Annotated in this window: 22 protein-coding genes and 1 pseudogene; 10 read left to right on the top strand and 13 right to left on the bottom strand. The window is 53.6% G+C overall.

Annotated features, from left to right (window positions below):
* Positions 1-26: 26 nt before the first annotated feature.
* Entirely contained in the window at positions 27-923 is an 897-nt protein-coding gene (locus ACT3TF_RS13370; protein WP_192524526.1) for a hypothetical protein, read from the top strand.
* A gap of 146 nt (positions 924-1,069) precedes the next feature.
* Here ACT3TF_RS13370 and ACT3TF_RS13365 read toward each other — a convergent pair whose 3' ends face one another.
* The 5 genes from ACT3TF_RS13365 to ACT3TF_RS13345 form a co-directional block, all read right to left on the bottom strand.
* Positions 1,070-1,957 (bottom strand): hypothetical protein, encoded by an 888-nt coding sequence (locus ACT3TF_RS13365; RefSeq protein ID WP_096277095.1) that lies wholly within the window; start codon positions 1,955-1,957, stop codon positions 1,070-1,072.
* A gap of 689 nt (positions 1,958-2,646) precedes the next feature.
* Positions 2,647-3,708, bottom strand: coding sequence for a TniQ family protein (locus ACT3TF_RS13360; RefSeq protein WP_192524527.1), 1,062 nt, complete (start codon positions 3,706-3,708; stop codon positions 2,647-2,649).
* Positions 3,709-3,728: 20 nt separating this feature from the next.
* Positions 3,729-4,619, bottom strand: a complete 891-nt coding sequence (locus ACT3TF_RS13355; RefSeq protein WP_176483352.1) for a TniB family NTP-binding protein — start codon at positions 4,617-4,619, stop codon at positions 3,729-3,731.
* A gap of 9 nt (positions 4,620-4,628) precedes the next feature.
* Positions 4,629-6,464 (bottom strand): Mu transposase C-terminal domain-containing protein, encoded by a 1,836-nt coding sequence (locus tag ACT3TF_RS13350; protein ID WP_192526910.1) that lies wholly within the window; start codon positions 6,462-6,464, stop codon positions 4,629-4,631.
* A gap of 50 nt (positions 6,465-6,514) precedes the next feature.
* The gene (locus ACT3TF_RS13345) at positions 6,515-7,204 is read right to left on the bottom strand and encodes a TnsA endonuclease N-terminal domain-containing protein (RefSeq protein WP_217990263.1); all 690 of its coding nucleotides are present in this window, start codon (positions 7,202-7,204) and stop codon (positions 6,515-6,517) included.
* Positions 7,205-7,335: 131 nt separating this feature from the next.
* Here ACT3TF_RS13345 and ACT3TF_RS13340 point away from each other — a divergent pair.
* A pseudogene (locus ACT3TF_RS13340) lies at positions 7,336-8,007 on the top strand (ATP-binding protein); the annotation flags it as partial.
* On the opposite strand, the gene ACT3TF_RS13335 reads toward ACT3TF_RS13340, so the two are convergent.
* Positions 7,955-9,001 (bottom strand): alpha/beta hydrolase, encoded by a 1,047-nt coding sequence (locus ACT3TF_RS13335; RefSeq protein WP_441686709.1) that lies wholly within the window; start codon positions 8,999-9,001, stop codon positions 7,955-7,957. The pseudogene ACT3TF_RS13340 and the gene ACT3TF_RS13335 overlap by 53 nt on opposite strands.
* A gap of 217 nt (positions 9,002-9,218) precedes the next feature.
* Between ACT3TF_RS13335 and ACT3TF_RS13330 the strand changes: the two genes are divergently transcribed.
* The gene (locus tag ACT3TF_RS13330; protein WP_444672340.1) at positions 9,219-11,405 is read left to right on the top strand and encodes a malate synthase G; all 2,187 of its coding nucleotides are present in this window, start codon (positions 9,219-9,221) and stop codon (positions 11,403-11,405) included.
* Positions 11,406-11,477: 72 nt separating this feature from the next.
* Positions 11,478-11,891: a PaaI family thioesterase gene (locus ACT3TF_RS13325; RefSeq protein ID WP_441686711.1), complete on the top strand. Its 414-nt coding sequence runs from the start codon at positions 11,478-11,480 to the stop codon at positions 11,889-11,891.
* Between the two features lie 5 nt (positions 11,892-11,896).
* Here the strand turns inward: ACT3TF_RS13325 and paoC are convergent, their stop codons facing one another.
* Genes paoC through ACT3TF_RS13310 form a run of 3 tightly spaced genes read right to left on the bottom strand, consistent with a single transcriptional unit; the run spans position 11,897 to position 15,601 of the window.
* The gene (gene paoC / locus ACT3TF_RS13320) at positions 11,897-14,083 is read right to left on the bottom strand and encodes an aldehyde oxidoreductase molybdenum-binding subunit PaoC (RefSeq protein WP_444672339.1); all 2,187 of its coding nucleotides are present in this window, start codon (positions 14,081-14,083) and stop codon (positions 11,897-11,899) included.
* A 4-nt stretch (positions 14,084-14,087) separates the two neighbouring features.
* On the bottom strand, positions 14,088-15,038 hold the full coding sequence (locus tag ACT3TF_RS13315) for an FAD binding domain-containing protein (RefSeq protein ID WP_096277078.1): 951 nt from the start codon (positions 15,036-15,038) through the stop codon (positions 14,088-14,090).
* Complete coding sequence (locus ACT3TF_RS13310; RefSeq protein WP_096277076.1) at positions 15,035-15,601, bottom strand: 2Fe-2S iron-sulfur cluster-binding protein; 567 nt, start codon at positions 15,599-15,601, stop codon at positions 15,035-15,037. The genes ACT3TF_RS13315 and ACT3TF_RS13310 overlap by 4 nt, the downstream gene beginning before the upstream one ends.
* Before the next feature lie 184 nt (positions 15,602-15,785).
* On the opposite strand from ACT3TF_RS13310, the gene ACT3TF_RS13305 reads away from it, so the two are divergent.
* A complete protein-coding gene (locus tag ACT3TF_RS13305) occupies positions 15,786-16,766 on the top strand; it encodes an XdhC family protein (protein ID WP_096277074.1) in 981 nt (326 codons plus the stop codon).
* Positions 16,756-17,376, top strand: a complete 621-nt coding sequence (locus ACT3TF_RS13300) for a nucleotidyltransferase family protein (RefSeq protein WP_444672338.1) — start codon at positions 16,756-16,758, stop codon at positions 17,374-17,376. Before ACT3TF_RS13305 ends, ACT3TF_RS13300 begins: the two co-directional genes overlap by 11 nt.
* 18 nt (positions 17,377-17,394) lie before the next feature.
* Here ACT3TF_RS13300 and ACT3TF_RS13295 read toward each other — a convergent pair whose 3' ends face one another.
* Positions 17,395-17,772, bottom strand: a complete 378-nt coding sequence (locus ACT3TF_RS13295; protein WP_444672337.1) for a DUF423 domain-containing protein — start codon at positions 17,770-17,772, stop codon at positions 17,395-17,397.
* A gap of 139 nt (positions 17,773-17,911) precedes the next feature.
* On the opposite strand from ACT3TF_RS13295, the gene thiS reads away from it, so the two are divergent.
* The 3 genes from thiS to trmB are packed head-to-tail and all read left to right on the top strand — an operon-like array spanning position 17,912 to position 19,733.
* On the top strand, positions 17,912-18,118 hold the full coding sequence (thiS, locus tag ACT3TF_RS13290) for a sulfur carrier protein ThiS (RefSeq protein WP_096282237.1): 207 nt from the start codon (positions 17,912-17,914) through the stop codon (positions 18,116-18,118).
* Between the two features lie 10 nt (positions 18,119-18,128).
* Positions 18,129-18,938: a thiazole synthase gene (locus ACT3TF_RS13285; RefSeq protein ID WP_193063151.1), complete on the top strand. Its 810-nt coding sequence runs from the start codon at positions 18,129-18,131 to the stop codon at positions 18,936-18,938.
* A 15-nt stretch (positions 18,939-18,953) separates the two neighbouring features.
* The gene (gene trmB, locus ACT3TF_RS13280) at positions 18,954-19,733 is read left to right on the top strand and encodes a tRNA (guanosine(46)-N7)-methyltransferase TrmB (protein ID WP_192536002.1); all 780 of its coding nucleotides are present in this window, start codon (positions 18,954-18,956) and stop codon (positions 19,731-19,733) included.
* 17 nt (positions 19,734-19,750) lie between these two features.
* Here the strand turns inward: trmB and ACT3TF_RS13275 are convergent, their stop codons facing one another.
* Together ACT3TF_RS13275 and ACT3TF_RS13270 are read right to left on the bottom strand one after the other, a co-directional pair.
* A complete protein-coding gene (locus tag ACT3TF_RS13275; protein ID WP_192536003.1) occupies positions 19,751-20,788 on the bottom strand; it encodes a 2-hydroxyacid dehydrogenase in 1,038 nt (345 codons plus the stop codon).
* A gap of 342 nt (positions 20,789-21,130) precedes the next feature.
* Positions 21,131-22,045, bottom strand: a complete 915-nt coding sequence (locus ACT3TF_RS13270; RefSeq protein ID WP_444672336.1) for an AEC family transporter — start codon at positions 22,043-22,045, stop codon at positions 21,131-21,133.
* Between the two features lie 242 nt (positions 22,046-22,287).
* On the opposite strand from ACT3TF_RS13270, the gene ACT3TF_RS13265 reads away from it, so the two are divergent.
* The gene (locus tag ACT3TF_RS13265) at positions 22,288-22,506 is read left to right on the top strand and encodes a hypothetical protein (protein WP_225734384.1); all 219 of its coding nucleotides are present in this window, start codon (positions 22,288-22,290) and stop codon (positions 22,504-22,506) included.
* Positions 22,507-22,573: 67 nt separating this feature from the next.
* On the opposite strand, the gene ACT3TF_RS13260 is transcribed toward ACT3TF_RS13265, so the two are convergent.
* Positions 22,574-23,668, bottom strand: coding sequence for a poly(3-hydroxybutyrate) depolymerase (locus tag ACT3TF_RS13260; protein ID WP_192536005.1), 1,095 nt, complete (start codon positions 23,666-23,668; stop codon positions 22,574-22,576).
* Positions 23,669-23,670 lie beyond the last annotated feature (2 nt).

Raw genomic sequence — 23,670 nt, 5'->3', positions numbered from 1 at the left:
AGGTGCTTGTTGCCAGAAAGGCACGCATGCGCACTCATAAACCGTTAAATTTAGGGGGTTTTGTGCCTGAATGGGCTATTAGATTCTTTGATTCGATCTCATCTGTAACATCAGCAGCTAGAGCACTAGGTACGGTTTTGCTTGTTCTATTGCTCTGGAGGCCAGCCTCAAAACTATTCTCTAATATTGGCTTTCCCGATGATTACATAATTCTTTTCCTGACAGTTGGAGCGTTCTCCGTTTCATACCTTGTAGTCAGGTTGCTTGAAATTGGATGTCTCAAGATCTTAAGTTTGCAGAATGATCGAAAGGCTAGTTTAAGAAAAGAGAGAGATCTGGCCAACTTTAAAAAAAAGGTGAGAATGACCCTGCCACACCTCAATCCCAAAGAACTCAGAGTTCTTCGGGAATTGGTTGAATCAGAGCAGCGCATGGATATCCGGGAAAAGGAAGTTAGCTGGCTGAGCAAATCGGGTTGGATCACAAAAATACATCAAGCACCCGCTGCTGAGTTTTTTTTCCAGCTGAGCCCTGTAGTACGTCCACTTTTTATTGAGTTCGAAAAAAATCGTTTTAAGGGGATGGTGAATCAAACGATTTCTAATCTTACTGAACCGCAGCGAAATTTTTTGGAGCTTTTTTGGCAAGAGCCGATAATTCATGGCACAAGGGAAAGCCAAAATTCAATGCCTTACAAAATCTACCATGCTGGCTTGGGATTAGTCACTGTACTTGGACTTTCAAAATCAGAATGGCGAGAAGGTGGACACCTGTGCGAGCGATTTGCACTTAATAACTATGCAAAGTCGAGATTGGAAGATGAGGTTTATGGTATTCCTCCTGTTCGGATTGAAGTTGATCTGAACCTCGAATATGTAGAAGGTCCCGGTTCCTCAGGTGGTGGAGCGCGAGGTCGGATTTAACAATCACAGGCATCAGTATTGACCACTAGAGCGAATAGCCAATTTGATGCGAATAAAAAAATGGCAAAGGTGTGGCAGCCTGTCAGCGATAACAAATGGTTATCATGCGAATTATCATAGGGCTCACATTGGCCAAGCTCTACACCTTACATTCCTATTTGCGCTTCAAGCTTTTTTACATGGTACCGCACAGTTCCCGTGCTCATAGGCTGCATACGGCTTCTGCCAGCAAAGATAAAAGCCTCAGGGTCGATTCCCAACTGATCTACCTTCATTAAATGAGGCAGCGGCCCGAGGAGCTCGTAGCGCTCATCATCCACAGTAATGAACACCTTTCGGCTGGATTGCACAACGTGTGCACAGCGAAGCATAAGTACCTTTTTTAATGGCAACTGATAAAGCATTGAAATTGCTGCAGGCATTAAAGCTTTAGCTTCGCGCTCGTTCGGTGTTGAAACAAGCTTTTCCATTACTGCCTTAATTTTTTTAACGTGTTGCTTATTGCTTATCCCTTTATTTTTTTTCTCAGGTAACACGAGATTAACGGCGTATTTATCTTTGGCAAAGGTTCTGAAAACAGCTAAGGAAGCACAATGCCCTGGCTTTTTCTTAGCATGAGATACGATAGCTTCTTCGGGAAGTTCCTGAATGGAAGATACCTTGGCTGACATCAATAGCTCTATAGCTGCTCGCAGATAGTTCCTAACAGTCAAAGGTTTGATTGGTGTCTCTTTGTAAGTAACTCTCTCACTCAATTCTTTTGCATAGTCGACGACCTCACGATGCCAAGGCTGCTTCTCATAACATTGCAAAATATCATTAATCCTCTTATTTTCAATCGCTTGCTCTTTCTCTTCGTTATCCCACTCTATGCCTAGTTTTTCTACTAAGAAATTCACCACATGAAAAGAACGGCGAAGCTTTTCAGCTCCAAATAAATTGAATAAGTGTTGCTGATCAATATCTCTGACGGACAAAGTATTCCGTTCGAGTATGACCAAAAAACGCGCATAACTATCTATTCGCGTCGTCATATTTCCCGCTTGCCTAGGAAGCCTTTCCCAAGAGCAAAACTCAAGAAATAGCGCTCTACACCAAGAAGCTTCAAATAACTCAAGGTTCAGCATTATTCGTCGGTCTAAACGGCGTTTTAAAGAACAGTCTTGGCAAGGGGCGTTGCCACCACCGGGAGTATCTGCTCCACAGTCAGGACATGAGTGAGTTTTTGGATATGGCCCGCTGCAATCTCTACAAACAGCTCGTCCTTCAACATCATATTGATGGAGCTGACGATATTTCCGACAAACCGAGCAGGTTACAAATGCGCAGGCCTTCCTTTCGCATGCCTGGCAGATAATCTCTGAAAGTTCACCATTAGTGATGCGTGAATATCTGCTAGAAAGACATCCACAACGGGAACAGGTATGTTCCTCTCGCCCATGCGGAGCGCAGCTTTTGCAAAACGCAGCGTGACCAATAAGATAACCGGCTCTCGGCAGCGGCTTATCGCAGCGCGCGCAGACACGGTGCAGCCTGAGGCACTCACCGCAGACCGGGTTCTCTTCATACTTATGGGCTCGCACTGACTCGCCGCATTTAGTGCAAGTCTTCTTCTTAAACTCACGGGCATAACATGTCGAGCAGTAAGCGCTCCCTTTGTAGCGCCTTTGCGCCTTAAGCATGGATCGACCACAGTCATCACACTGCAAGTGGGGCTTATGACTCACAAAAATGGGTATCCTAAAAAACTTAATATATGTCGAGCTCTTTCCTGGCGGAACTGTACAAGCTCAGTTCGTCGGCACCGATTTAGACAAGGGCCTTTTGGCTGCTGATTCGTGCTGCGCGTTCTTCGTACCCCCACAGGCAGATATGACAACTGCTCAGCAAAAAAAGCAGGCATTATAGATTTTATGAATGTCCTCTGAGTTAGACCAAGCACACTTGAACCTTCTTGGAATGACGATGGCCAATCAAGAAGCCAATATGCCAAGGTTTCCAAAATTGCAGTCCTATAGGCAACACGCTGATGCTCATACAAGCAACGCTGATTTGAAGGACGATGGAAGGGTTTCAAGTCGTAATGATGCCTCAGTCGATCATGCTGTAGCGAATTAGCGAGCACGCCTGCCATTACCCGAATGACACTCAGAGCTTCCGGACTGGTGGACGCTTGTGGGAGCAAGTTAGTCGGAGTTCCATTCGCTAATTTCAGTAGCTGGGATTGAAGAGCTAACACTAATGGAGAACAGCACAAGGTTGGTAACTTGCGAGAAAGAAGCGACACCCCACATACCGTACAGCGATCCATTCTTTGCACGGTACTTAGATGTGGCATCAATGGCGCATCACAACGTGGGCAAGCATCGCTCATCATGGCGCCATGGTAAGGACAAACAACCATAAACCCTAAACGCCAGTCACGATAATAGATGGCCCCATAATCCTTGAAGCATTCGGAACAATATTGGAGGCCGTGCTGGGTACGTACCTTGTTAGATATCCCCGCTGACAGAAGAAAGGGGACATTTCCCTGACGATGAATTTTTACCAAACTCTGCTCAATTGAACGTAATGTCATCCTTTCGACTGACGCAACATCAAAACCTGAGTGGCGCGACACGGTATAGAGCAGCTCATCACTGGCACTACGATCAATGTCACGGCTCCAGATAGGAATAGATGGAGCCCAGTAATTAGCAAACCGATAGGGGGTCAGGCCGTGAGCAAAGGCGCTACGCATCAACCACGAAGTAAACAGCTCATTCTTAGCTGGTGATAGCATGATCGCCCAGCTTCCTCTGATCACAGTTTAAGCGCCTCCTTGCCATAATCAGAGAGTTTAACCCAGCCGATGTTATCAAGAAGCTTAGCGTCTATATGCTCTTTACCATCTCGGATCGCTTTAACGGTCGCTCTTTTAAGCACGGTCGCTACGCCGCCGATGGTGCCCCCACTCATACTATGTAGCTTTATCGCGATATCCTGACTAGACAGCTGAGAGGGCTCAGCTAATGGCAGTAAGCGTTCAAAGCTGGCCAAGAGGCGCAAGAAGCTAACATCTAACTGCCATCGAGGTAGTGCCAGCGGCTCAAAGCGACTTGAGAGTTGAGTATCGGTGTGCAGCGCGAGAATGGAGTCACGCGTACCGACGGCTACAAGCGGAAGCTGTAGCTTATTGCTCAATCTTTTAAGCATTCCTAGAAAATGCCTCTGTTGTCTTGCACTTCCATGTAGCACATTGTGGATTTCATCAATAATGAGCATCCTGGCTTGTACGTAAGTTAATACCGAAATAGCTTGGTTCTCCTTACGCTGCACGGGATCCGTATCTCTGTGGGCTATCTTTAATGACAGAAGTAACTCAGTCCAAAAACGCCCCTCATTTGGTTCGGAGGGCATTTCCATAACAATGACAGGTGCTAATGGCTCTCCAGAGGGAAGAATCTTCACAGGATGCTTTTCTCTGAAACGGTCGATTAATGTACTTTTTCCATTCCCGCTTTCTCCGACCAGCAACGTGTTGGGCATCCGCTGTACACGGGGATGTGCTAATTGATCCTCAAGCCGGGTCATGATTTCTTTGGCCCTAGGATAGGAAATCCAATGGTTTTGCTGAGCGAAATAAATGCGGTCTTCCGTCGTCCAGGTGAGTGTCTCAGCAATCTCTGGCTTGAGGTGATCAAAATGGGCCATATTCATTCCCTAGGCATCGTCATCGAATGGTTCTATAGGCAGTGCGAATATATCAATCTCACTTTGCACCTCTGTTTGAGGTGGAGCAGGAAAAACACTCTTAGCAGGCGCTTGTGTTTCAACAGATTCCGTTTTCTTGGCGAGTTTCTTCGTCGTATTGATACGAGCCATCTGACGTCTTGCTTGCTTCGTTTTCGTGACGGCCTGTTCAACACGATGACGCATCTTGAGAATGGTCTCAAAAATCACATCCTCATCAACATGCCGCAGTCCTTCCTCTCGAATGCGGCGAGTTGCTTCCCGTAACTCCCACACACTAATCGCTGGTCGAGTAGGATTCCGATAAGGAACCATGTAATAGATCTCACTTTCAGGGTCGTAGAAATAGACTTTACTGATATCGCGTGGATCACGACGGATAGTAAATGAACGAGCCTTCGTTTGATTTTCGGGGTCTTTTGAACCAATCCAAGGGTTCAACACTTCATGGTAGTAATTAATTTCATCCAGCTGGACGCCGTAGCGCTGCACAGTGCGTGAATAAAGAGGAAGGAAGTCTAACTTCAAACGCGTGGGGTCAGTTGGTATAGGCGGCATCCCCAAGCCCGGCTGTGTTGAGTCTCCTAATATACCGAGTTGCCACTTGCGCATTGGTGGCATGTTCAATTCAGAATGCTTGCGACGGTGATACACCCCAACAATAAATTCAACTAAATGCTGCTCAAACTCACGAAGGGTGAGCGCTGATTCTTTTTCTGAGTCATATCCTTTCCGTTGCTCAACGTTGGAAAATGTTGTGCCAGGTAAGGTGTGTATCTCATTTGCAGCAGTACCCATATAACGCTCTATATGTCCGCCGTAGTGGGGAAGCTTTACCGGACGTAATTGCAGGTCGATACCGTATTGTTCACAAGCCCGGCGCAGCATTTTCCCCCGGAATTCTTTCGCGTTATCAGCATGCAGAACACGCATTTTCCCCCAGACTGGCCACTCTTGCCCCACCCCCAGGTTTGCAAGATATTCATGCTTAGGCAACATGGCATTGGAGACACACAAACCCACTGAGATAGCACTGGGCTTTTCCATGCTAACCGCAATCCCCACCACCATTCGTGAAAAGACATCAATAGCCAGAGTTATCCACGGTCGGCCAAGCGCCAGACGATGCTCTTCATCAACTAAGATGACGTCAGCAGGCGTATGATCTATTTGAACAACAGCAAGAGGGAAATCCGCATTTGGAAACTCTCCCCTGATAGGAGCAAAGGTGTCACGCGCCTTATCTCGTAGCCCGCGGCGTCTCATCGTTTCACGTGTCGAAATCTGTTTTATGCGGTTACGGATTGTATTGGAGTGAGGAGGAAGTAAACCGGCCTGTTTGCAATGAGCTTTGACAGTGATAATTACGTCACTGGGCTTATATCGTTGACGACTTAGATATAAGTCATTGATCGCCCCTTCGATTATTGCCTCGACTTTCTTATCGAGCTTTTTCGTACCTGGCTTGCGGCCTCGCGGGGCTGGTATCAATGCTGAAATATGGCCAGCCTCGTGATAGTCCTTAACCCATTGGTATAAAGTGGCAACGTGAACACCGGCTTCTTCTGCTAACTGCTCTGCCTTTGCACGAGTACGAAATGGATCGTCAAGTAGAGGACGGATTGCTGCAAACCGCTGCTGAGCAACTTGCCAGTCTTCGTCTTCGATCTCGGATAAATCCTTTCCTTCAGCAACACCACCTTCTCCAAGCTCTATATCCGTTACGGGACGAAGCTGATGCGCAGACAGACGGTGCACCTCTCCAGTGTCGGTATCTTTAGCAAGGAGGGTTGCTGTATCCAACAAGTGCGAAACTCTATAGGTACGACCATTGGCTGTTATCACAGACCCAGTAGTTACCGATAGAAAAGCGGGCTCTGTAGCCATAAGAAACCTTCTCCGTTAGTAATCCATATGGGGCTGGACATGTTTAATGGGCGTATGAGGTCAGCATGAACACGGCCTATAGCGATCATTTGCCATAAACAACTAAGCGCACACATACGCTTTTCCTCATTCGCATAAGCAGCTGTAAGTAGAATTTCAGGTGTTGTTTCACCGAGCACGGCAAGGGTTCTAGCCAAGTGAGTAGCGGTAGCCGAGTCCTCTGCCAAGTCCCTATAGGCCCTTAGAAATCGTGCATTGTTCAATAGGCCAGTGCCTCTAATCTCTCGCTCAGTCACAATGCGAAAGCCCCAACCTTGCTGCTTGCAATAGCGTATAGCTGCCTGAAATTTAGGCTTCATAATGTGCCAATTTTCTCTCAAATCTTCGCGATACTTAACCTCATACAGAATCGGCGCCGCTTCATCCGAGTAAGTCACGAGCATATCGGGCGTGTACTGACGCCTTTTTCGATCATCATCTTGATACTTAAGGGTTAGCGGCTGCTCACAAACCGTAGCGACCAACGGATCAAAATCGAGGATCATCAGGAAATCGCGCTCTAATGATGACTCAAAATTGCAAGTGCTTCCTCGTAAGAAAGAAACCTGCCCAGTAAGGCTCCTTCGGTTAGTTCCAATAACTCTAACAGGCCGATTCATATTCAGTCGCCTATATATTTGTGATTTTAACACCCAGTCGCTTATATTGGTGTCAATTAGTAGCGTATTTACTTGTCGAAAATAACGTAAGATATTGTTCCAGTATAGCATTAGTAGCTGTTTTTAGTGGAATTCACAGTGGTTCAAAACCTAAGCCCGGTGAAATTTCGCTCGCCCATCACGGCGTGCTGTTTTTAGACGAGCTGCCCGAGTTTTCGCGCAATGTATTAGAGGTTTTGCGCCAGCCGCTAGAAACGGGAAGTATTCATTTAGCCCGCGCTAGCCATGAGCGCCGCTACCCCGCTCGCTTTCAGCTGGTAGCCGCCATGAACCCCTGCCCCTGTGGACATTTAGGCGATCCTAGAAATCGCTGCCAGTGCACGGCCAGCCAAATTCAGCGCTATCAAGCGCGGCTTTCTGGGCCGTTACTAGACCGCATTGACCTTCAAGTTGAAGTACCGGCACTGCCGCCGGAGCAGCTCACCGCCCAGACCCAGGGAGAACCCTCCGCAGCGGTACGCGAACGTGTAATGGCGGCGCGTGAACGCCAAATGCAACGCGGCGCGCTAAACAGCCAACTGAGCGGCAAAGCGCTGGAAGCCGCCTGCGCGCTCAATGATGAAGAGCGTGCCTGGCTAGCGGAAGTGCTCGAAAAACTCAGGCTTTCCGCTCGCGCCTATCACCGCGTGCTGCGCGTCGCGCTAACGCTTGCTGACCTTCAAGGCGTCGAAAAGCCCACTCAGCCGCACCTTATTGAGGCGATTGGCTACCGGCAGTTGGATCGAATGTTAAGGGGGGCGTAGCCGCAGGCACGGCTTGCTGCTGGCTATCGTTAAGCTGATCTAAAAAACCATCGAGTGCTTCAAACAACACTTCACGGATGACATCGGCCTCGTTGACAAGATGGTGACGGGCGTCTGGGTGGCGATGAATCTCGTTGCTAGGAAACTTCTCCGCCAAAATGGCTAAATTCCATTCCCAATCAACCGTTAAGTCTTGCTCGCCCTGAAGAATAAGGGTGGGCAGCGCCAGCGGCTCTAACGCCAACAAGCGAGGCATCCAGCGACGCATCGCGCTTACCCATGCCACGCTTAAGCGCTCAGGCTGCAGCGGGTCGCCATCGCGCAGAAACGCGGTGAACTGCTCATCCGTTGAATTGGGTCGGTATTTACGCGGCAGCTCCTTTAAAAATGGGCTGGCGATTAAATGCACCCAGCTCGTCTGGCTCCAGCCCCAAGGCCGCACCAGCGGCGCCAGCAGCACCAGGGCTGACCAGCCGGCTGCCTCACGGCGGGTAAGCGCATCGGTCGCCAAAATGGCCGCGCCGGTGCTTTGCCCCACGCCCAGCCAGGGTGAAGGCGCCATGCCCTGGGTTTTTAAAATCGTCTGCACGTAGGTCAGGCTGTGTTGATAATCCTCGAAATCTTCTATTTCCGCGCGCGCGCCGCTGGAAAGCCCGTGACCCGGTAGATCCCATAGCACCACTCGCCAGCCCTTGGCGAGCAGGCGTTTAAGCAAATGGCGATACAGCCCCATATGGTCAAAGTAGCCGTGAACCACAAACGCGGTGCCTATCGGCTGAGGAGGACTCCACACTTGGCACCACAGCGTAAAGCGGCCCGTATCGATAAAGCCTGCATGCACTTCACTGGCATCGGGTAGCAACGCCTCCAGGCCATAATGGTGGAAGTAGTCCTGCATCGCATCTGCCAGCATTTCCCCTGGCAACAGGCGGCTAAGGGCAGTCTCGCCCGCAGCATGGCGAAACAAGCCTTCCAGATGTTGGAAATCATGCATGGTTGTTTCTCCATAGCGCCATTTTCCGTTGGCCTTAACGCAACTGATGAGTTGCGCGCCTAACGCCTAGCACCTAATCATTTGGTCGAGCATTTTACCACTTTAGGGTCTACGCTGTTTACATGCCCAACCAGATATGGAATTATTTTCCATAAATACATTTTACTCTGCTTGCGGCCAACACATTACCCACAAGCACTCTTACAGGAGAAACCCCATGAGCGAGCGTATCACGCGTCACCGTTTACAGGTGGCAACCGATCTAGATCGTTTTATCAATGAACAGGCGCTACCGGGAACAGGCGTTGATGAAAAGGCCTTTTGGGCCGGTGTTGATGCCCTGTTTCACGATTTGACACCCAAAAATCGTCAATTGCTGGAAGAACGCGACACGCTGCAGGAAAAACTGGATGCTTGGCATCGGGAAAACCCTGGCCGCGTTAACGATATGCCTGCGTATCGCCGCTTTTTGAAAGAGATTGGCTATTTAGCGGACACTCCAGCCAACGTGGCGGCCACCACTGCGAACGTTGACCGTGAAGTTGCCGTTCAAGCCGGCCCGCAGCTGGTTGTGCCGGTTAACAATGCACGCTATGCGCTGAACGCCGCTAACGCGCGCTGGGGTAGCCTTTACGATGCGCTGTACGGCACTGACGCTATTTCAGAAGAAGATGGCGCTGAAAAAGGCGCCAGCTTCAATCCAAAACGCGGTGCCAAGGTCATTGCCTACGCCCGTGGTGTACTGGACCGCGCGGCGCCGCTCGCCACTGGCTCGCACCGTGATGCGATCAAATACGCCATTCGTGACGAACACTTGGTTGTCACTCTGGAAGGCGGGCGTGACACCGGCCTGAAAGACTCGGGCAAACTGATCGGTTTTACCGGTGATGCCGCAAAGCCTGAATCCATACTGCTCGCGAATAACGGCCTGCATCTGGAAATCCAGATTGATCCAACCGATTCAATCGGCAAAACCGATCCGGCTGGCGTGAAAGATGTGGTGGTTGAAGCGGCTCTGACCGCCATTATGGACTGCGAAGACTCCATCGCCGCGGTCGACTCAGAAGACAAGGTTGGTGTTTACAGCAACTGGCTTGGCCTGATGAAGGGCGATCTCGAAGAGAATATCGATAAAGGCGGCAAGACCTTTACGCGCAAGCTCAACGCTGACCGCACTTGGCAAACCACCGATGGCGGCAGCGTTACATTGCCTGGCCGTTCGCTGATGTTCGTGCGCAATGTCGGTCACTTGATGAACACACCGGCAATTCTGGACGAAGATGGCAACGAGCTTCCGGAAGGTATTCTGGATGCGGTAGTGACCTCGCTGCTGGCGTTGCACGACCTAAACAAAGACGCCGATCAGCCGCGTAACTCACGCACCGGCTCTGTGTATATCGTCAAGCCGAAAATGCACGGCCCGGCAGAAGTGGCCTTCGCTAACGAGCTGTTTGGTCGCGTTGAAGACATTTTGGGCATGAGCCGCGACACCCTGAAAATGGGCATCATGGACGAAGAGCGCCGTACCACCGTTAACCTCAAGGCGTGCATTGCTGAAGCGGCTTCGCGCGTGGCATTTATCAACACCGGCTTCCTGGATCGTACCGGTGATGAAATGCATACCGCGATGGAAGCAGGCCCCATGGTTCGCAAAGGCGACATGAAAAGCGCCGAATGGATCACCGCGTATGAGAAGAGCAACGTGCAAGTCGGCCTTGCCTGTGGCCTGCGTGGCCGCGCGCAAATTGGTAAAGGCATGTGGGCCATGCCTGACCTGATGCACAACATGCTAGAGCAGAAGATCGGCCACCCGAAAGCCGGTGCTAACACCGCCTGGGTGCCTTCGCCGACCGCGGCTGCGCTGCACGCGCTGCATTATCATCAGGTCAATGTCACCGACGTTCAGCGCGAGCTGGAAGCCCTGGGCGAACCTGACTACTTAGACGACCTGCTCACGGTGCCGGTGGCCGAAAACACCAACTGGTCCGATGAGGAAAAGCAGCAGGAGCTGGATAATAACTGCCAGGGCATTCTGGGCTACGTCGTGCGCTGGGTAGAGCATGGCGTGGGCTGCTCGAAAGTGCCGGATATTCACAACGTAGGCCTGATGGAAGACCGCGCAACGCTGCGCATTTCCAGCCAGCACATTGCCAACTGGCTGCATCATGGCATCGTTGATGCGCCGCGGGTGGAGGAAACACTCAAACGTATGGCGAAAGTCGTCGACGAGCAGAACGCAGGCGACCCGACCTATACCGCCATGAGCGCTGACTTTGAGGGTTCAACCGCCTTTAAAGCGGCTTCAGACCTGGTCTTCAAAGGTCGCGAACAGCCTTCTGGCTACACCGAGCCGCTACTTCACGCGTGGCGCCAGGTGCATAAAGCCCAGGTTCATAAGACCTAGTAAATTGGTTTTATGGTGTAATCAGCCTCGAGGCTTATGTCTCGGGGCTTTTTTTATAAAAGGAAAACAACAATGACCGTGATGAACGCCGAGCAGATTGAACGCTTTCTGGATGACGTCTTTCCCCAGCGAATGGGTAGGATTGAGAGCGTCGGCGAGATGCGTGCCACCATGCGGCTAAAAATTGGCCACGAGCACCTGCGCCCCGGCCCGCGTGTTTCCGGCCCCACCATGATGGGCTTTGCGGACGTCGCACTGTATGTGGCTATTTTGGCGCAGATTGGCCCGGAACCCATGGCCGTGACCAGCGATTTCAACTGCCACTTCCTACGCGCGGCCTCTGGTGATCACGACATTATCGCCCATGCCAAATTGATTAAACTCGGCCGCCGCTTAGGCGTTGGGGAAGTGCAAATATACTCAGCCAGCGATGACATACGACCTGTCGTGCATGTCACCGCCAGCTATGCGCTGCCCACCACCTGATTGCGCTAGCTTACTTCAGGGAGCCGGTCGATCATTCGATCAAGCGTCATCGGGTACTCACGTAGCCGAACGCCGGTCGCATTATAGATCGCGTTGGCAACGGCGGCCGCCACGCCACAAATACCCAGCTCACCAACTCCTTTTGCCTTGAGAGGCGTTGAGGCCGCATCCGCCGTGTCCAGGAAAATAATCTCCTGTTGAGGAATGTCGGCATGCACCGCCACCTCATAACTGGCGAGATCGTGATTGACGAAGAAGCCGCGCTCAAGATCGGCGGTGAGCCCCTCCATCAAGGCGGCACCGACACCCATTGTCATACCGCCTAGCACCTGGCTACGCGCCGTTATCGGGTTCAGAATGCGCCCCGCATCACATGCCGCCAACATGCGCCGAACACGGGTTTCTCCCGTATGCGCATGCACGGCCACTTCAACAAAGTGCGCTGCAAAGGTGCCCATCTGCATGCGGTCTTTAAAATCACCAAAGTGCATCGTATCTTCGGCGACCAGCTCTTCACCGTCGAGGATATCGGCAAGTGCGAGGTCGGTTGCGCCGGCCACCACGCGGCGGTTTTCAAAGCGCGGCGTGTCGATATTTAAACGCTTGGCGATCAGCGCTTGAAGCGCCAAGCAAGCGGCATACACGCCTGCAGTGGCGCTAGCGGCGCCGAACTGGCCGCCCGAACCGGAGGAGACAGGATAATCGCTGTTGCCCAACCTGACCTCGACGTCGGCTAGCTCAAGTCCCATTGTTTCGGCGGCCGTCTGGGCAATAATGGTGTAAGAGCCGGTACCGATATCGGTCATATCCGTCTCAACGATCAACCGCCCGCCTTGCAGGCGAACGCGCGCGCCGGAGTTCAGCGTAAGCGCCCCGCGATAAGCGCCGGCCATGCCATGGCCAATCAGCCACTGCCCTTCTCGCGTTGCCCCTGGCGTGCGGTTACGCGCCTTCCAGCCAAAGGCCTCTGCACCTTGGCGTAAGCATTCAACAAAGTGGCGTTCGCTAAACGGCTTGGAGGCATCCTCGGGGTCCACCTGCGTATCGTTGAGAATTCTAAACTCAACGGGATCCATGCCCAGCTTTTCCGCCATTTCATCCATGGCAATTTCTAGCGCAGCAAGCCCCGACGCCTCTCCTGGCGCACGCATATCCGCTGACTCAGGAAGATTCATGTCGATCGGCTGGTGGGACACGCGACGATTCTCTGCGGCATAAAACGTACGAGTCTGATTGACCGGATTCTCGCCGCTGCCGCCGGGCAGCGTATGCGATACCGCCGAATGGTCGAAGGCGGTTATCTTGCCCTGAGCGTTGGCGGCGATGCGCAGGCGCTGAATAGTGCCGGAACGGTGGGTGGTATTGTTGAACACCATGGGGCGCGGCATGGCCAGCTTGACCGGATGCCCGCAAGCACGTGAGCCAAGCGCTGCCAGCACCGCATCGGCACGCAGCCAAAGCTTGCCGCCAAAGCCACCGCCAACGTAGGGGCTTTCTAAGCGGATAGTGTCTGGCTCGATATTAAACGTGGTCGCCAGGGCCTTATGCGTCCAGGCAATCATTTGATTCGAGGTCCATACCGTCATCTGCTGGCCATCTGACCAGTCGACGATTGAGGCATGCGGCTCCATCATGGCGTGGCTTTGGGAAGCGGTGCGATAAACCTCATCCACCGTGACAGGCGCAGCTGCAAACGCAGCGTCCACGTCGCCCACATCGGCTAGCGGCTCGCCGGTGCCCTGCAGGCGCTCCCAGGCTGCCTCAAGGTCAAAGACCCCCGGCGCTTCCTCGTAACTCACCTTGATCAGCGCGGTAGCGCTGCGCGCCTGCTCAAGGGTGTCGGCCACCACCACCGCAATCGCCTGATGGTAATGCTCGATAACGTCGCCCCCAAACAGCCGTGCGTCGTTACTTTTGGCGCGGCCCAATGGCTCAATCTCTAGCGTTGTCACCACGCTGACGACGCCCGGCGCGCCACGCGCAGCCGACGCATCCATGTGGGTAACTCGCCCATTGGCAATGGTGGCGCACAATGGGTAGCCGACCTTTTGATTCGCCACCACGTCATGACGCTCGTAGGCGTAAGGTGCACGGCCCGTGACTTTTAGGATGCCGTCAATCCGCGCATGGGGCTTGCCGATAATACGGGCGCGATCAAACAGGTTGTCTTCGGTGGGTTGATTGAAATCCATGGGGTCACTCCTGAGCCAGCAGCGCGGCAAGCGTTCGCTCTGCCAGGGTAAGCTTGAAGGCGTTCTCTTGCGTGGGGCGGGCGCCGTTGAGCAAGCGCTCCATTAGCGCAGTTGCCCCCTTCGGCAACGCCGCATCAGCTTCCTCGCGCCGCCACGGCTTGGGGGCAACGCCGCCCAGCGCCACACGCCCGCTGCCGTCAGGGGTCTTGATTAGCGCAACGGATACCAGTGCAAAGGCGTAAGAGGCGCGGTCGCGCACTTTATAATAGGCGTGACGCCCTTCGACAGGCGCTGGTAGAACCACGGCGGTAATCATTTCGCCTGGTTCCAGCGCATTTTCCACCTCGGGTGTGTCGCCAGGCAGGCGGTAAAACTCATCAAGCGTGAGGCGCCGAGTTTTGCCGCTGGGCATGACGGTCTCTATGTCAGCGTCCAATACCCTGAGCGCAACGGCCATATCCGAAGGGTGGGTGGCGATACACCGATCAGACGTGCCGATAATTCCCAGTTGGCGCGACGTCGCGCCATCACCCAGTGCCGCACAGCCCGCGCCAGGCGCACGCTTATTGCAAGGCATCGCCGTATCATAAAAGTAGGGACAGCGGGTGCGCTGTAAAAGGTTGCCGCCCGTAGTGGCTTTATTACGCAGCTGGCCCGAGGCGCCCGACACCAGCGCCCGGCTTAATACGCCATAATCTCGGCGAATGCGTGGGTCGGCCGCAAGCCCGCTATTGCGTACCATTGCCCCCACGCGCAAACCGCCGCCGCTGGTGGGCGTAATATCATTGAGCCCGGTTCCCGTCACATCGATCAAGTGCTGCGGGATTTCAATCTCGTGCTTCATCAAATCAAGTAGATTGGTGCCTCCGGCGATGAATTTAGCGCCGGGCACCTCTGCAGCCCGCGCGGCCGCTTGGGCCGGGTCGCTCACTCGTTCATAAGAGAAGGCTCTCATGCGCGCTCCTTAGCGACCTGAGTAATCGCTTTTAAAATATTGGAGTAAGCACCGCAGCGGCACAGATTGCCCGACATCCGCTCACGAATTTCGGCATCGGTTATTTCGATCGGTGCGGTTAAATCATTGGTTACATGGCTGGGAAAGCCTGCCTGCATTTCTTCCAGCACTGCGCTGGCCGAACAGATTTGTCCTGGGGTGCAGTAACCGCACTGAAACGCATCATGATCGATAAACGCTTGCTGCATGGGGTCGAGCTGGTCGGCTGCTGCTCGCCCCTCGATGGTCAAAATATCATCACCGTCGTGCATAACGGCCAGCGTCAGGCAGGCGTTAATCCGCTCGCCATTAACCGACACCGTGCAGGCGCCGCACTGCCCATGGTCGCAGCCCTTTTTTGTGCCCGTCAGCTTTAAACGCTCACGCAATGCGTCCAGCAATGTCGTGCGGTTATCCAGCTCAACGTCGTGTCTTGCTCCATTGACCACGAAAGAGACGCTTGAGCTCTCAGCGCCACTGCGTAAGGTGTCGTCACGCCTTTGAACGCTACTAGGTGGGTTCATAAATGATGCCTTCCTTGCTCACTGCGGTCGTTTAATGAATGACATAACCGCTTTAGCATAGCCATAATTGTTGTAAGCAACCTGTCTCCTGAGCCGAAATTGCTTAAAAAAACATGTCGTGAGATGACGGCCCACGCCAACACGGGCAATGGAAGCCGTTTGCTAACAAGGGGATGCGTTTGAAATGCAGCATTTAGATCGACAGGTGATCGAGCAAGCCATCGCGTGGGCACAGAAAAGTGAAACGCTTTGGCTGTGCACCGTACTGGCAACGTTTGGCTCATCGCCACGCGCCCCCGGGTCATGGATGGTGGTCAGCCAAACGGGACAGTTTATCGGCTCACTATCAGGGGGCTGCGTAGAAGAGGACTTTATACAGCGCCTGGGCGCGGGTGAGTTTGATCAGCCGATCACCGTCATGCGCTATGGCGACCCTAACGACGCGCAAGGCGCTCACCTCGCGCTGCCCTGCGGGGGCATTCTAGACGTGTTGATCGAACGTCTACCCGCCGAACCCGAGACACTTGAACACCTAACGACCTTGCTGGCCGCCCTGCAAGGCCACCGCCGCGTGCTACGTAACGTGCATTTATCCAGCGGGGAGCGTTACTTTACCGATGAGCCCGGCCTAGGCCCGCGGGTAATACACGATGCTGAATCAGGCATTGTTCAGATGCGCCTCGCCCCCGCCAGAAGGCTCATTATTGCCGGCATTTCACCGATTTCAGCCCCGTGCGCTGCCTTCGCTGTCACCCTGGGGTTTGAAGTCATTGTCTGTGACCCCGATGAGGCAGCCTGCGAGGACTTTTCAGTACCCGGCGTAGCGGTTAAAGCGTTACTGCCTTCCGTTTATATCGCTGCCGGTGCTTGCCATAGCGCCACCGCAGTTGTAGCGCTCACCCACGACCCGCGCATTGATGATTTGGCCATGATAGAAGCGGTGCGCACGCCGGCTTTTTATATTGGTGTAATGGGCTCAAGACGCACATCAGCTGCCCGCGCCGGGCGGCTGCTGCGCTCCGGCGGGCTAAGCGAAAAAGAAGTCAACCGACTGCATATGCCGATTGGCTTAGCGTTAGGCAGCAAGACCCCGGCGGAAATCGCTCTCGCCGTCATGGCAGACATTGTGCGAGTGCAGCATGGGCGCGCCATTAATGAGCTCTAGCCACGTTGTCGCCTTAGTGATGGCCGCCGGCTACTCCCGGCGCTTTGGCCAGCACGACAAGCGCAGCGCGATGCTAGCCAGCGGGCAGTCGCTGCTGGCAACGTCCGTCGCCCATGCTGAGTATTCCTTTACGCTGCTACGCGTGGCGATTCGTGAAGACGACACGCCAAGCTTACTCGGCCTGGCCGACACCATGGCGCTAATTCAGCTGCAAACAGCGCACTTGGGCCTGGGATCAAGCCTCGCCGAAGCGGTAGCCGCGCTGAGTCATGACCCGCGTCTGGATCACGTTCAGGCGGTCGCGATTTTATTGGGCGACATGCCCTGCATTGAACGCAAGACGCTGCTAACGCTGCAGCGATTAGCCACCCGCGACACCATCCTGCGGCCCTGCTATGAAGGACGACCAGGCCATCCGGTGATTTTTGGACGAGAATTCTGGCCAGCGCTTGAAATGCTAGGTGGCACTAGTGGCGCTCAGCCGGTTATTCGTCGCCATTTATCCCAGTATCGAGAATATGACGTGCAGGATGACGGCACGCTTATCGATATCGACGCGCCAGAAGACATAGCGAATCTCGATAGCAGGCGCACAGAACAAGCCCCATAAAAAAGCGCTACGGGCGGTTTACGAGGCTTTCACGACCGTAATTGCCAGCATTACCCAGCCTAACATCAGCAACAGGCCACCTATCGGCGTGACGATGCCGACGCTAAGCCCCGCCAGCGCCATTAAGTAGAGTGACCCCGAAAAGCCAGCAACACCCAGCGCCCAGCAGGCTAATATCCAGCGCTGGCCACTTAGCGGCTGTACCCGCTTCCATACCAGCACTATCATCATGGCAAGCGTGTGCCATGCTTGATAACGTACGCCGGTTTCAACAGCGCTGACCATTGCTTGGGTCGTCCGTGCCTGCATGCCATGCGCTGCATAGGCACCCAGCATCACCATTAATACGCCCGAGAGCGCCACGACACACCACCACACTTTATCTGTTCGCTGCACGTTGCTCTATTGCCTCCCGTTTGATTGCGCCCTACGCGCTGATTGCACTCATGGCGTACCTTGAACGGCTCGAAACCGCTACAATAGGCAACGCATTGCCACGACGAATGAGACACTCCTATTCATGTCTACACAAGCTATGCCCATACAAATAGAGCTAAACGGTGAGCCACATACGCTGGCGGCTGGCCTTACCGCCGCCGACCTAGTGGAACAGCTAGGCCTTAGCGGTCGTCGTATCGCCGTTGAAATTAACGAAGAGATTGTCCCCCGCAGCCAGCACGCCAATACCTGCCTGGCCGATGGTGACCACGTGGAAGTCGTGCATGCCATTGGCGGCGGCTAAAGGAAATACTATGACGCAACCTACCTCTGCACCGCTAGCCGATGCCCCGCTAACCATTGCCGGGCGCGATTTTCACTCGCGCCTGCTGGTTGGCACCGGCAAGTACAAAAATTTTACAGAAACCGGCGCCGCCATTGCCCAGAGCGGCGCTGAAATCGTCACGTTTGCCGTCCGCCGTACTAACTTAGGCCAGGATGCCGGTGCGCCCAATCTGTTGGACGTTATCTCGCCCCAGCGCTACACCCTGCTACCTAACACCGCTGGCTGCTATACCGCTAAAGACGCGGTGCGCACCTGCCGCTTAGCCCGCGAGCTGCTTGATGGCCATAACCTGGTCAAGCTGGAAGTACTCGGTGACGAAACCACGCTTTATCCCAACGTGGTAGAAACGCTAAAAGCAGCCGAAACACTGCTTGCCGACGGTTTTGATGTGATGGTGTACACCAGCGACGACCCTATTGTGGCTCTCGAATTAGAAGCGATGGGTTGCTGCGCCATCATGCCGCTGGGCTCGCTGATTGGCTCTGGCCACGGCATTCAGAACCCGCACAACGTACGCCTCATTGTTGAGCGCAGCAGCGTGCCGGTGCTGGTGGATGCAGGTATTGGCACTGCGTCAGACGCGGCCATGGCCATGGAGCTAGGCTGCGACGGCGTGTTGCTGAATACGGCCATTGCTCACGCCCGCGAGCCGCTACGCATGGCCAACGCCATGAAGCTGGCCGTTGAGGCCGGACGCGATGCATTTTTAGCCGGCCGCATGCCACGTCGGCAATCCGCCGACCCTTCCTCACCTTTCGCAGGCCGTATTAACGGTTAATTGATTCGAGACCCCATGACTGAATCTAGCTCTGAAAACAGCCCTGAAAATAGCGATTCTCAAGACAGCTCCCTTGAGAACAACACCGGCCCAGAAAGCCAAGATGCTCCGTTGCACCGCCGCGGCATTAAAAGCTATGTGATTCGCGCGGGCCGAATGACCCCGGCACAGAACCGCGGATTAGACGATGTATGGCCGCGCTTTGGCTTGACCATCGCGCAAGGCCGTCAAGACCTAGACGCACTCTTTGGACGCCAGGCGCCACGCGTAGTGGAAATCGGCTTTGGCATGGGTAACTCGCTTATCGAACAGGCCCAGACTCACCCAGAGACTGACTTTATTGGCATTGAAGTCCATGCCCCCGGCGTTGGCAAACTACTTGATGAAGTCGACAAGCGCGGCCTTAGTAACCTGCGCGTTTATCGGGAAGACGCTCTAGCAGTGCTTGAGCAGTGCCTTCCCGAAGGTTCGCTGACCACGCTGCAGCTGTTCTTCCCCGACCCATGGCCGAAGAAAAAACATCATAAGCGACGCATCGTGCAACCAGCGTTCGTCGAGCTAATTCGTACGCGCCTGATGCCCGGCGGCACCTTTCACTTAGCAACTGACTGGGAAGCCTACGCCGAGTGGATGGCCGAGGTGATGGAAATAGCCCCCGGCTATGCCAACACGGCCACCCAGGAAACGGCCCCCTATGTACCCCGCCCCACGTTTCGCCCGCTGACCAAGTTTGAAGCACGCGGCGAAAAGCTCGGCCACGGCGTATGGGATTTGATTTACCAGCGTCAAGATTAAGCTATTTTTAGTGCTGCCTATTCAAACGCAGTGCGCGCGCCGTCAGCATCTTGGGGGGCGCATTTAGCGTTCAACACCTGATGCATCGCCCCTTCACCACTTTCAAAGGCGTCGATATTGGCTAGGGTGGTCTCAGCAATATTCGTTAAGGCCTCTGTGGTGAAGAAGGCCTGATGGCCGGTGATCAGCACATTGTGAAAGGTTGTCAGACGCATAAACTGATCATCGCTAATCACTTGTTCGGATAAGTCTTCAAAGAATAGCTGCTCCTCCTCTTCATAGACATCCAAGCCAAGGCGGCCGATTTTGCCGCTTTTCAGGCCGGCGATGACGGCCTGGGTATCAACCACGCGACCGCGACCCGTGTTTAGAATCATGACCCCAGCTTTCATTTGCGCGATGGCATCGCTATTAATCAAATGATGAGTGTCAGGCGTTAGAGGGCAGTGCAGGGAAATAATATCGGCTTTAGAGAACAGTGTTGGTAGCGGCACGTACTTTATAAATGGTTTTGCATCCGAGTTGGGAAAAGGGTCATAAGCCAACATCTGGCAGCCAAAGCCATGCATGATATCGGCAAAAATCAGCCCGATTTGTCCCGTGCCAACAACGCCGACCGTTTTGCCATTGAGATCAAAACCCAGCAGGCCATCCAGAGAAAAATTTCCCTCACGCACGCGGTTATAGGCGCGATAGGTCATTCGATTCAGGCTGAGCAGAAGCGCCACAGCATGCTCAGCGACCGCATGCGGCGAATAGGCGGGAACGCGTACAATCGTCATGCCTAATCTAGCCGCTGCCGCTAGATCCACATGATTAAAACCAGCTGAGCGCAACGCTACCAGCCTTGAACCGCTTTTATAGAGCATTTCTAATACCGCGGCATCAAGGCAATCGTTGACGAAGGCGCATACTCCGTCAAAACCCTTAGCCATAAACGCCGTGTCAGCCGTGAGGCGCGTATCGAAAAAGCTCAATGTATGCTTGCCAGCCGTATTGGCGCGGGTCAGAAATATCCGGTCATAGGGTTTAGAACTAAAAACGGCAATGCGCATGACCCAGTGCTCCCACAAAAAATCTATTCACAAATGCATTAAGAAATAAGCGGTGATAACGACAGCATAGGCGACGAGCACAAAACGAGTAACGCTAATTTGCGCAGAGCATTAGCAAGGAGAGGTTATTAGCGAGAGGTAGAAAAAAGAAAGCCACTCCAAAGGAGTGGCAAAAGACCGTGACTAGCAATGAGAGGGAGAAACCATGACAGTCAACTGACGCTGATCTTTGCGAAGTATCTGTCTTGGTCGTGGCGTCTCATCAAACGCCACAAACACACTGTAATCATTCTCATTCAAGCCGTCAATACAAATACGAATATTTTTTATTTAGTTTCTTAATTAGCTTACCAGCTTCAGCCATAGCGGCAGTGTGAGCATTGCTAATAATGTTTGCCCCGTGATGATGGCCGCCATCAGCTCGGCATCGCCTCCCAGCTGACGCGCTAGAATATACGCGGACGTGGCGGTCGGCAGCGCTGCAAACAGTAGCGCCACGTCCCGGCTGACAGGGTCTAGCTGTAATATCCAGGTTAATATCAGCACGAATGCCGGCATTAATAACAGCTTAACGCTGTTAATGGCCAGCACGCCACGGTCAATACGTAGCAGCGCCGCTGGGCGTAGTGCAACGCCTACGGCTACCAGCCCAAGCGGCAAAGCCGCGCGGCCTAGCAAGCCAACTGTCGCATGACTCCAGCCGGGTAAACCGATGTCCGAGACATTCAGACCAATACCCACGAGACAAGCCAAAATCAACGGGTTTTTAACCAGCGCCATAACGCTTTTACCCAGGCTTGCACTGCCCAAGGTTCCTGCGCCGACAAAGCTTGCGACACACATGACGTTGACCACCGGCACCATCAGAGCAACAGCGACCGCAGCGGTGGTCGCTCCTAAGCTGCCGTGTAGCGCGGCGGCACCGGCAACGCCAACATAGGTATTAAACCGTACGGCGCCTTGGAACACAGAGGTAAACGCAGCGGGTGCGAGCCGTAACCAGCCACGCAAGCGCCATAGCAGCAGCCCAAAAAAAGCCATCGCGCCCAGTAACACTAGCGCTAAACGGCCGACCGGCACCTGGGTCACATCGGCGGTGGCCAAGGTGCCCACCAGCATCGCTGGGAACAGTACAAAGTAAATCAGCCGTTCCATCTGCGGCCAAAAAGTATCGCTTGGCCACCGCCAGTTACCTAGTACTGCACCCAGTAAAATCAATAAAAACAATGGGCCTAAAGCGCCGGTGATACTCTCCATTTGCGTTCCTTATACCTGCGACACTCAAGCACAACGATATCGACTTGATTACTGTTACCATGGCAATCATTTCCGCCTGACGCCTTGCGTAGCGATTATTCTGCCATGAAGATGATGTCCAAAGCTGCATCCCCTGCAGCCTTCCCCGTATTAAGGGTACTGATACTGATCACCGGCTTAGCGCTGGCCGCCTGCGCATTGATGCATTAGCGATATTACCACTGGAAGTAGCAGTAGAGGGTGTGAAAGCCACGCAGATGGACGTTGATTTTATTGGCCGGGACATGGATGTAGGCTTACATCGTTTTGGCCTTACCGCCCGTTCGCCGGGCCACTTTCAAGGCCAAGGCCAGGTAGGCATCTGCACTCAGGCAGTTATGCCTTGGCGAGCGCGAGTCATACTAAAAACGGCCGACGGCAATGTCGGCAGCTGGTTTGATTTTGATGTCATTCGGAGTTAATGAAAATGGCCAGTAAACCGCTATGGCTTGAAGTAGGTGTTGCCGCATTAGAAACTGAGCTAGAGGATTAATCGATTGGCTCTGGCGCTGTCTGAAGGCGATCGAGCATTGCCATCAATGCGCTAATTTGAACCCCTTCGCGGGTATCGTATTGAGGGCTTACCTGCCAGGTGCTTTCAGCAAATCCCCACCAGTCCCAGCAACCCTGGGGATTGGTCATGCTGCTTTCTGCCTGAGGATAAAGCACGATTTGTTGATGCGCTGCAGCCCAGTCATTTAACCCAGAATAGCGGATGAACGTATCACCAATCGCTGCTTCATTCATTTGGCAGCCGTGAATTGCCAGCGTTACCGGGCAGCCGCCCGCCTCGCAGTCTTGCGGTATAAACACGTAGCCCGTGTCAGCCAACCCTTTTGCCGCAAATTCCGCTTGATCAAAGGCGATTAGCGCCCCGCTCTCTTCTCCACTGGAGCTAGCGTCATCTGAGACGTCGCGCTCGGGATAGAGCCAATCCAGCATTTCGCCAGCAATGTCTTCATCGCAGGATAATACATAGCTACCGCCGCCTTGATGGCAGTCGCCCCACTCATGCGGATCAGAAGCGGCGTTACTGGGCAAACGCACCGGCCAACCATGCCCAATATTTTCGCTACGCACAACGCGCAGCTGGTCGGGCGAAGCAAGCCAGCCCTGCCATTGCTCGGCTAATAAATCACCGAGTTCAGGCTCAACCACTTCATCATCTTCACCGTGCCACAGATAAGCCCGGAGCTGACTAAGGGCATCTGTTTTACCCACAAGATCACGTGCTAGGTAACGCTGATGGCGGGTTTGTAAGTCGTCCAATGACGGCGCGCCGTTGCGAGTCGTTAGGCACTGATTCAACGCCAGTCTGAGCGAGCCTTGGGCACAGCTCCAAGGGCCTGCCGCCAGTACACCCAAGCCGCTAAAACGCTCGGGCCATGCCACTGCCAGCTGGGTAGCCATGTAGCCGCCCGACGATAGGCCCACTACGCTTGCGTCATCAGAAGCGGCGCCCAACGCAGGCAGCGCATTGTGCTCGCTGGCGGCCTCGGCTTGAGCAATCAGCGGCACACACATGCTTACGCAAAGCAGCGTGAAAGCAAGAGGATGCACCGCTAAAGCCGAGGCTGGCAGCATCG

The organism is Halomonas sp. AOP25-F1-15, from assembly GCF_052378675.1.
GTDB lineage: Bacteria > Pseudomonadota > Gammaproteobacteria > Pseudomonadales > Halomonadaceae > Vreelandella > Vreelandella casei.
This window is presented reverse-complemented; position numbering and strand designations above follow the sequence as displayed.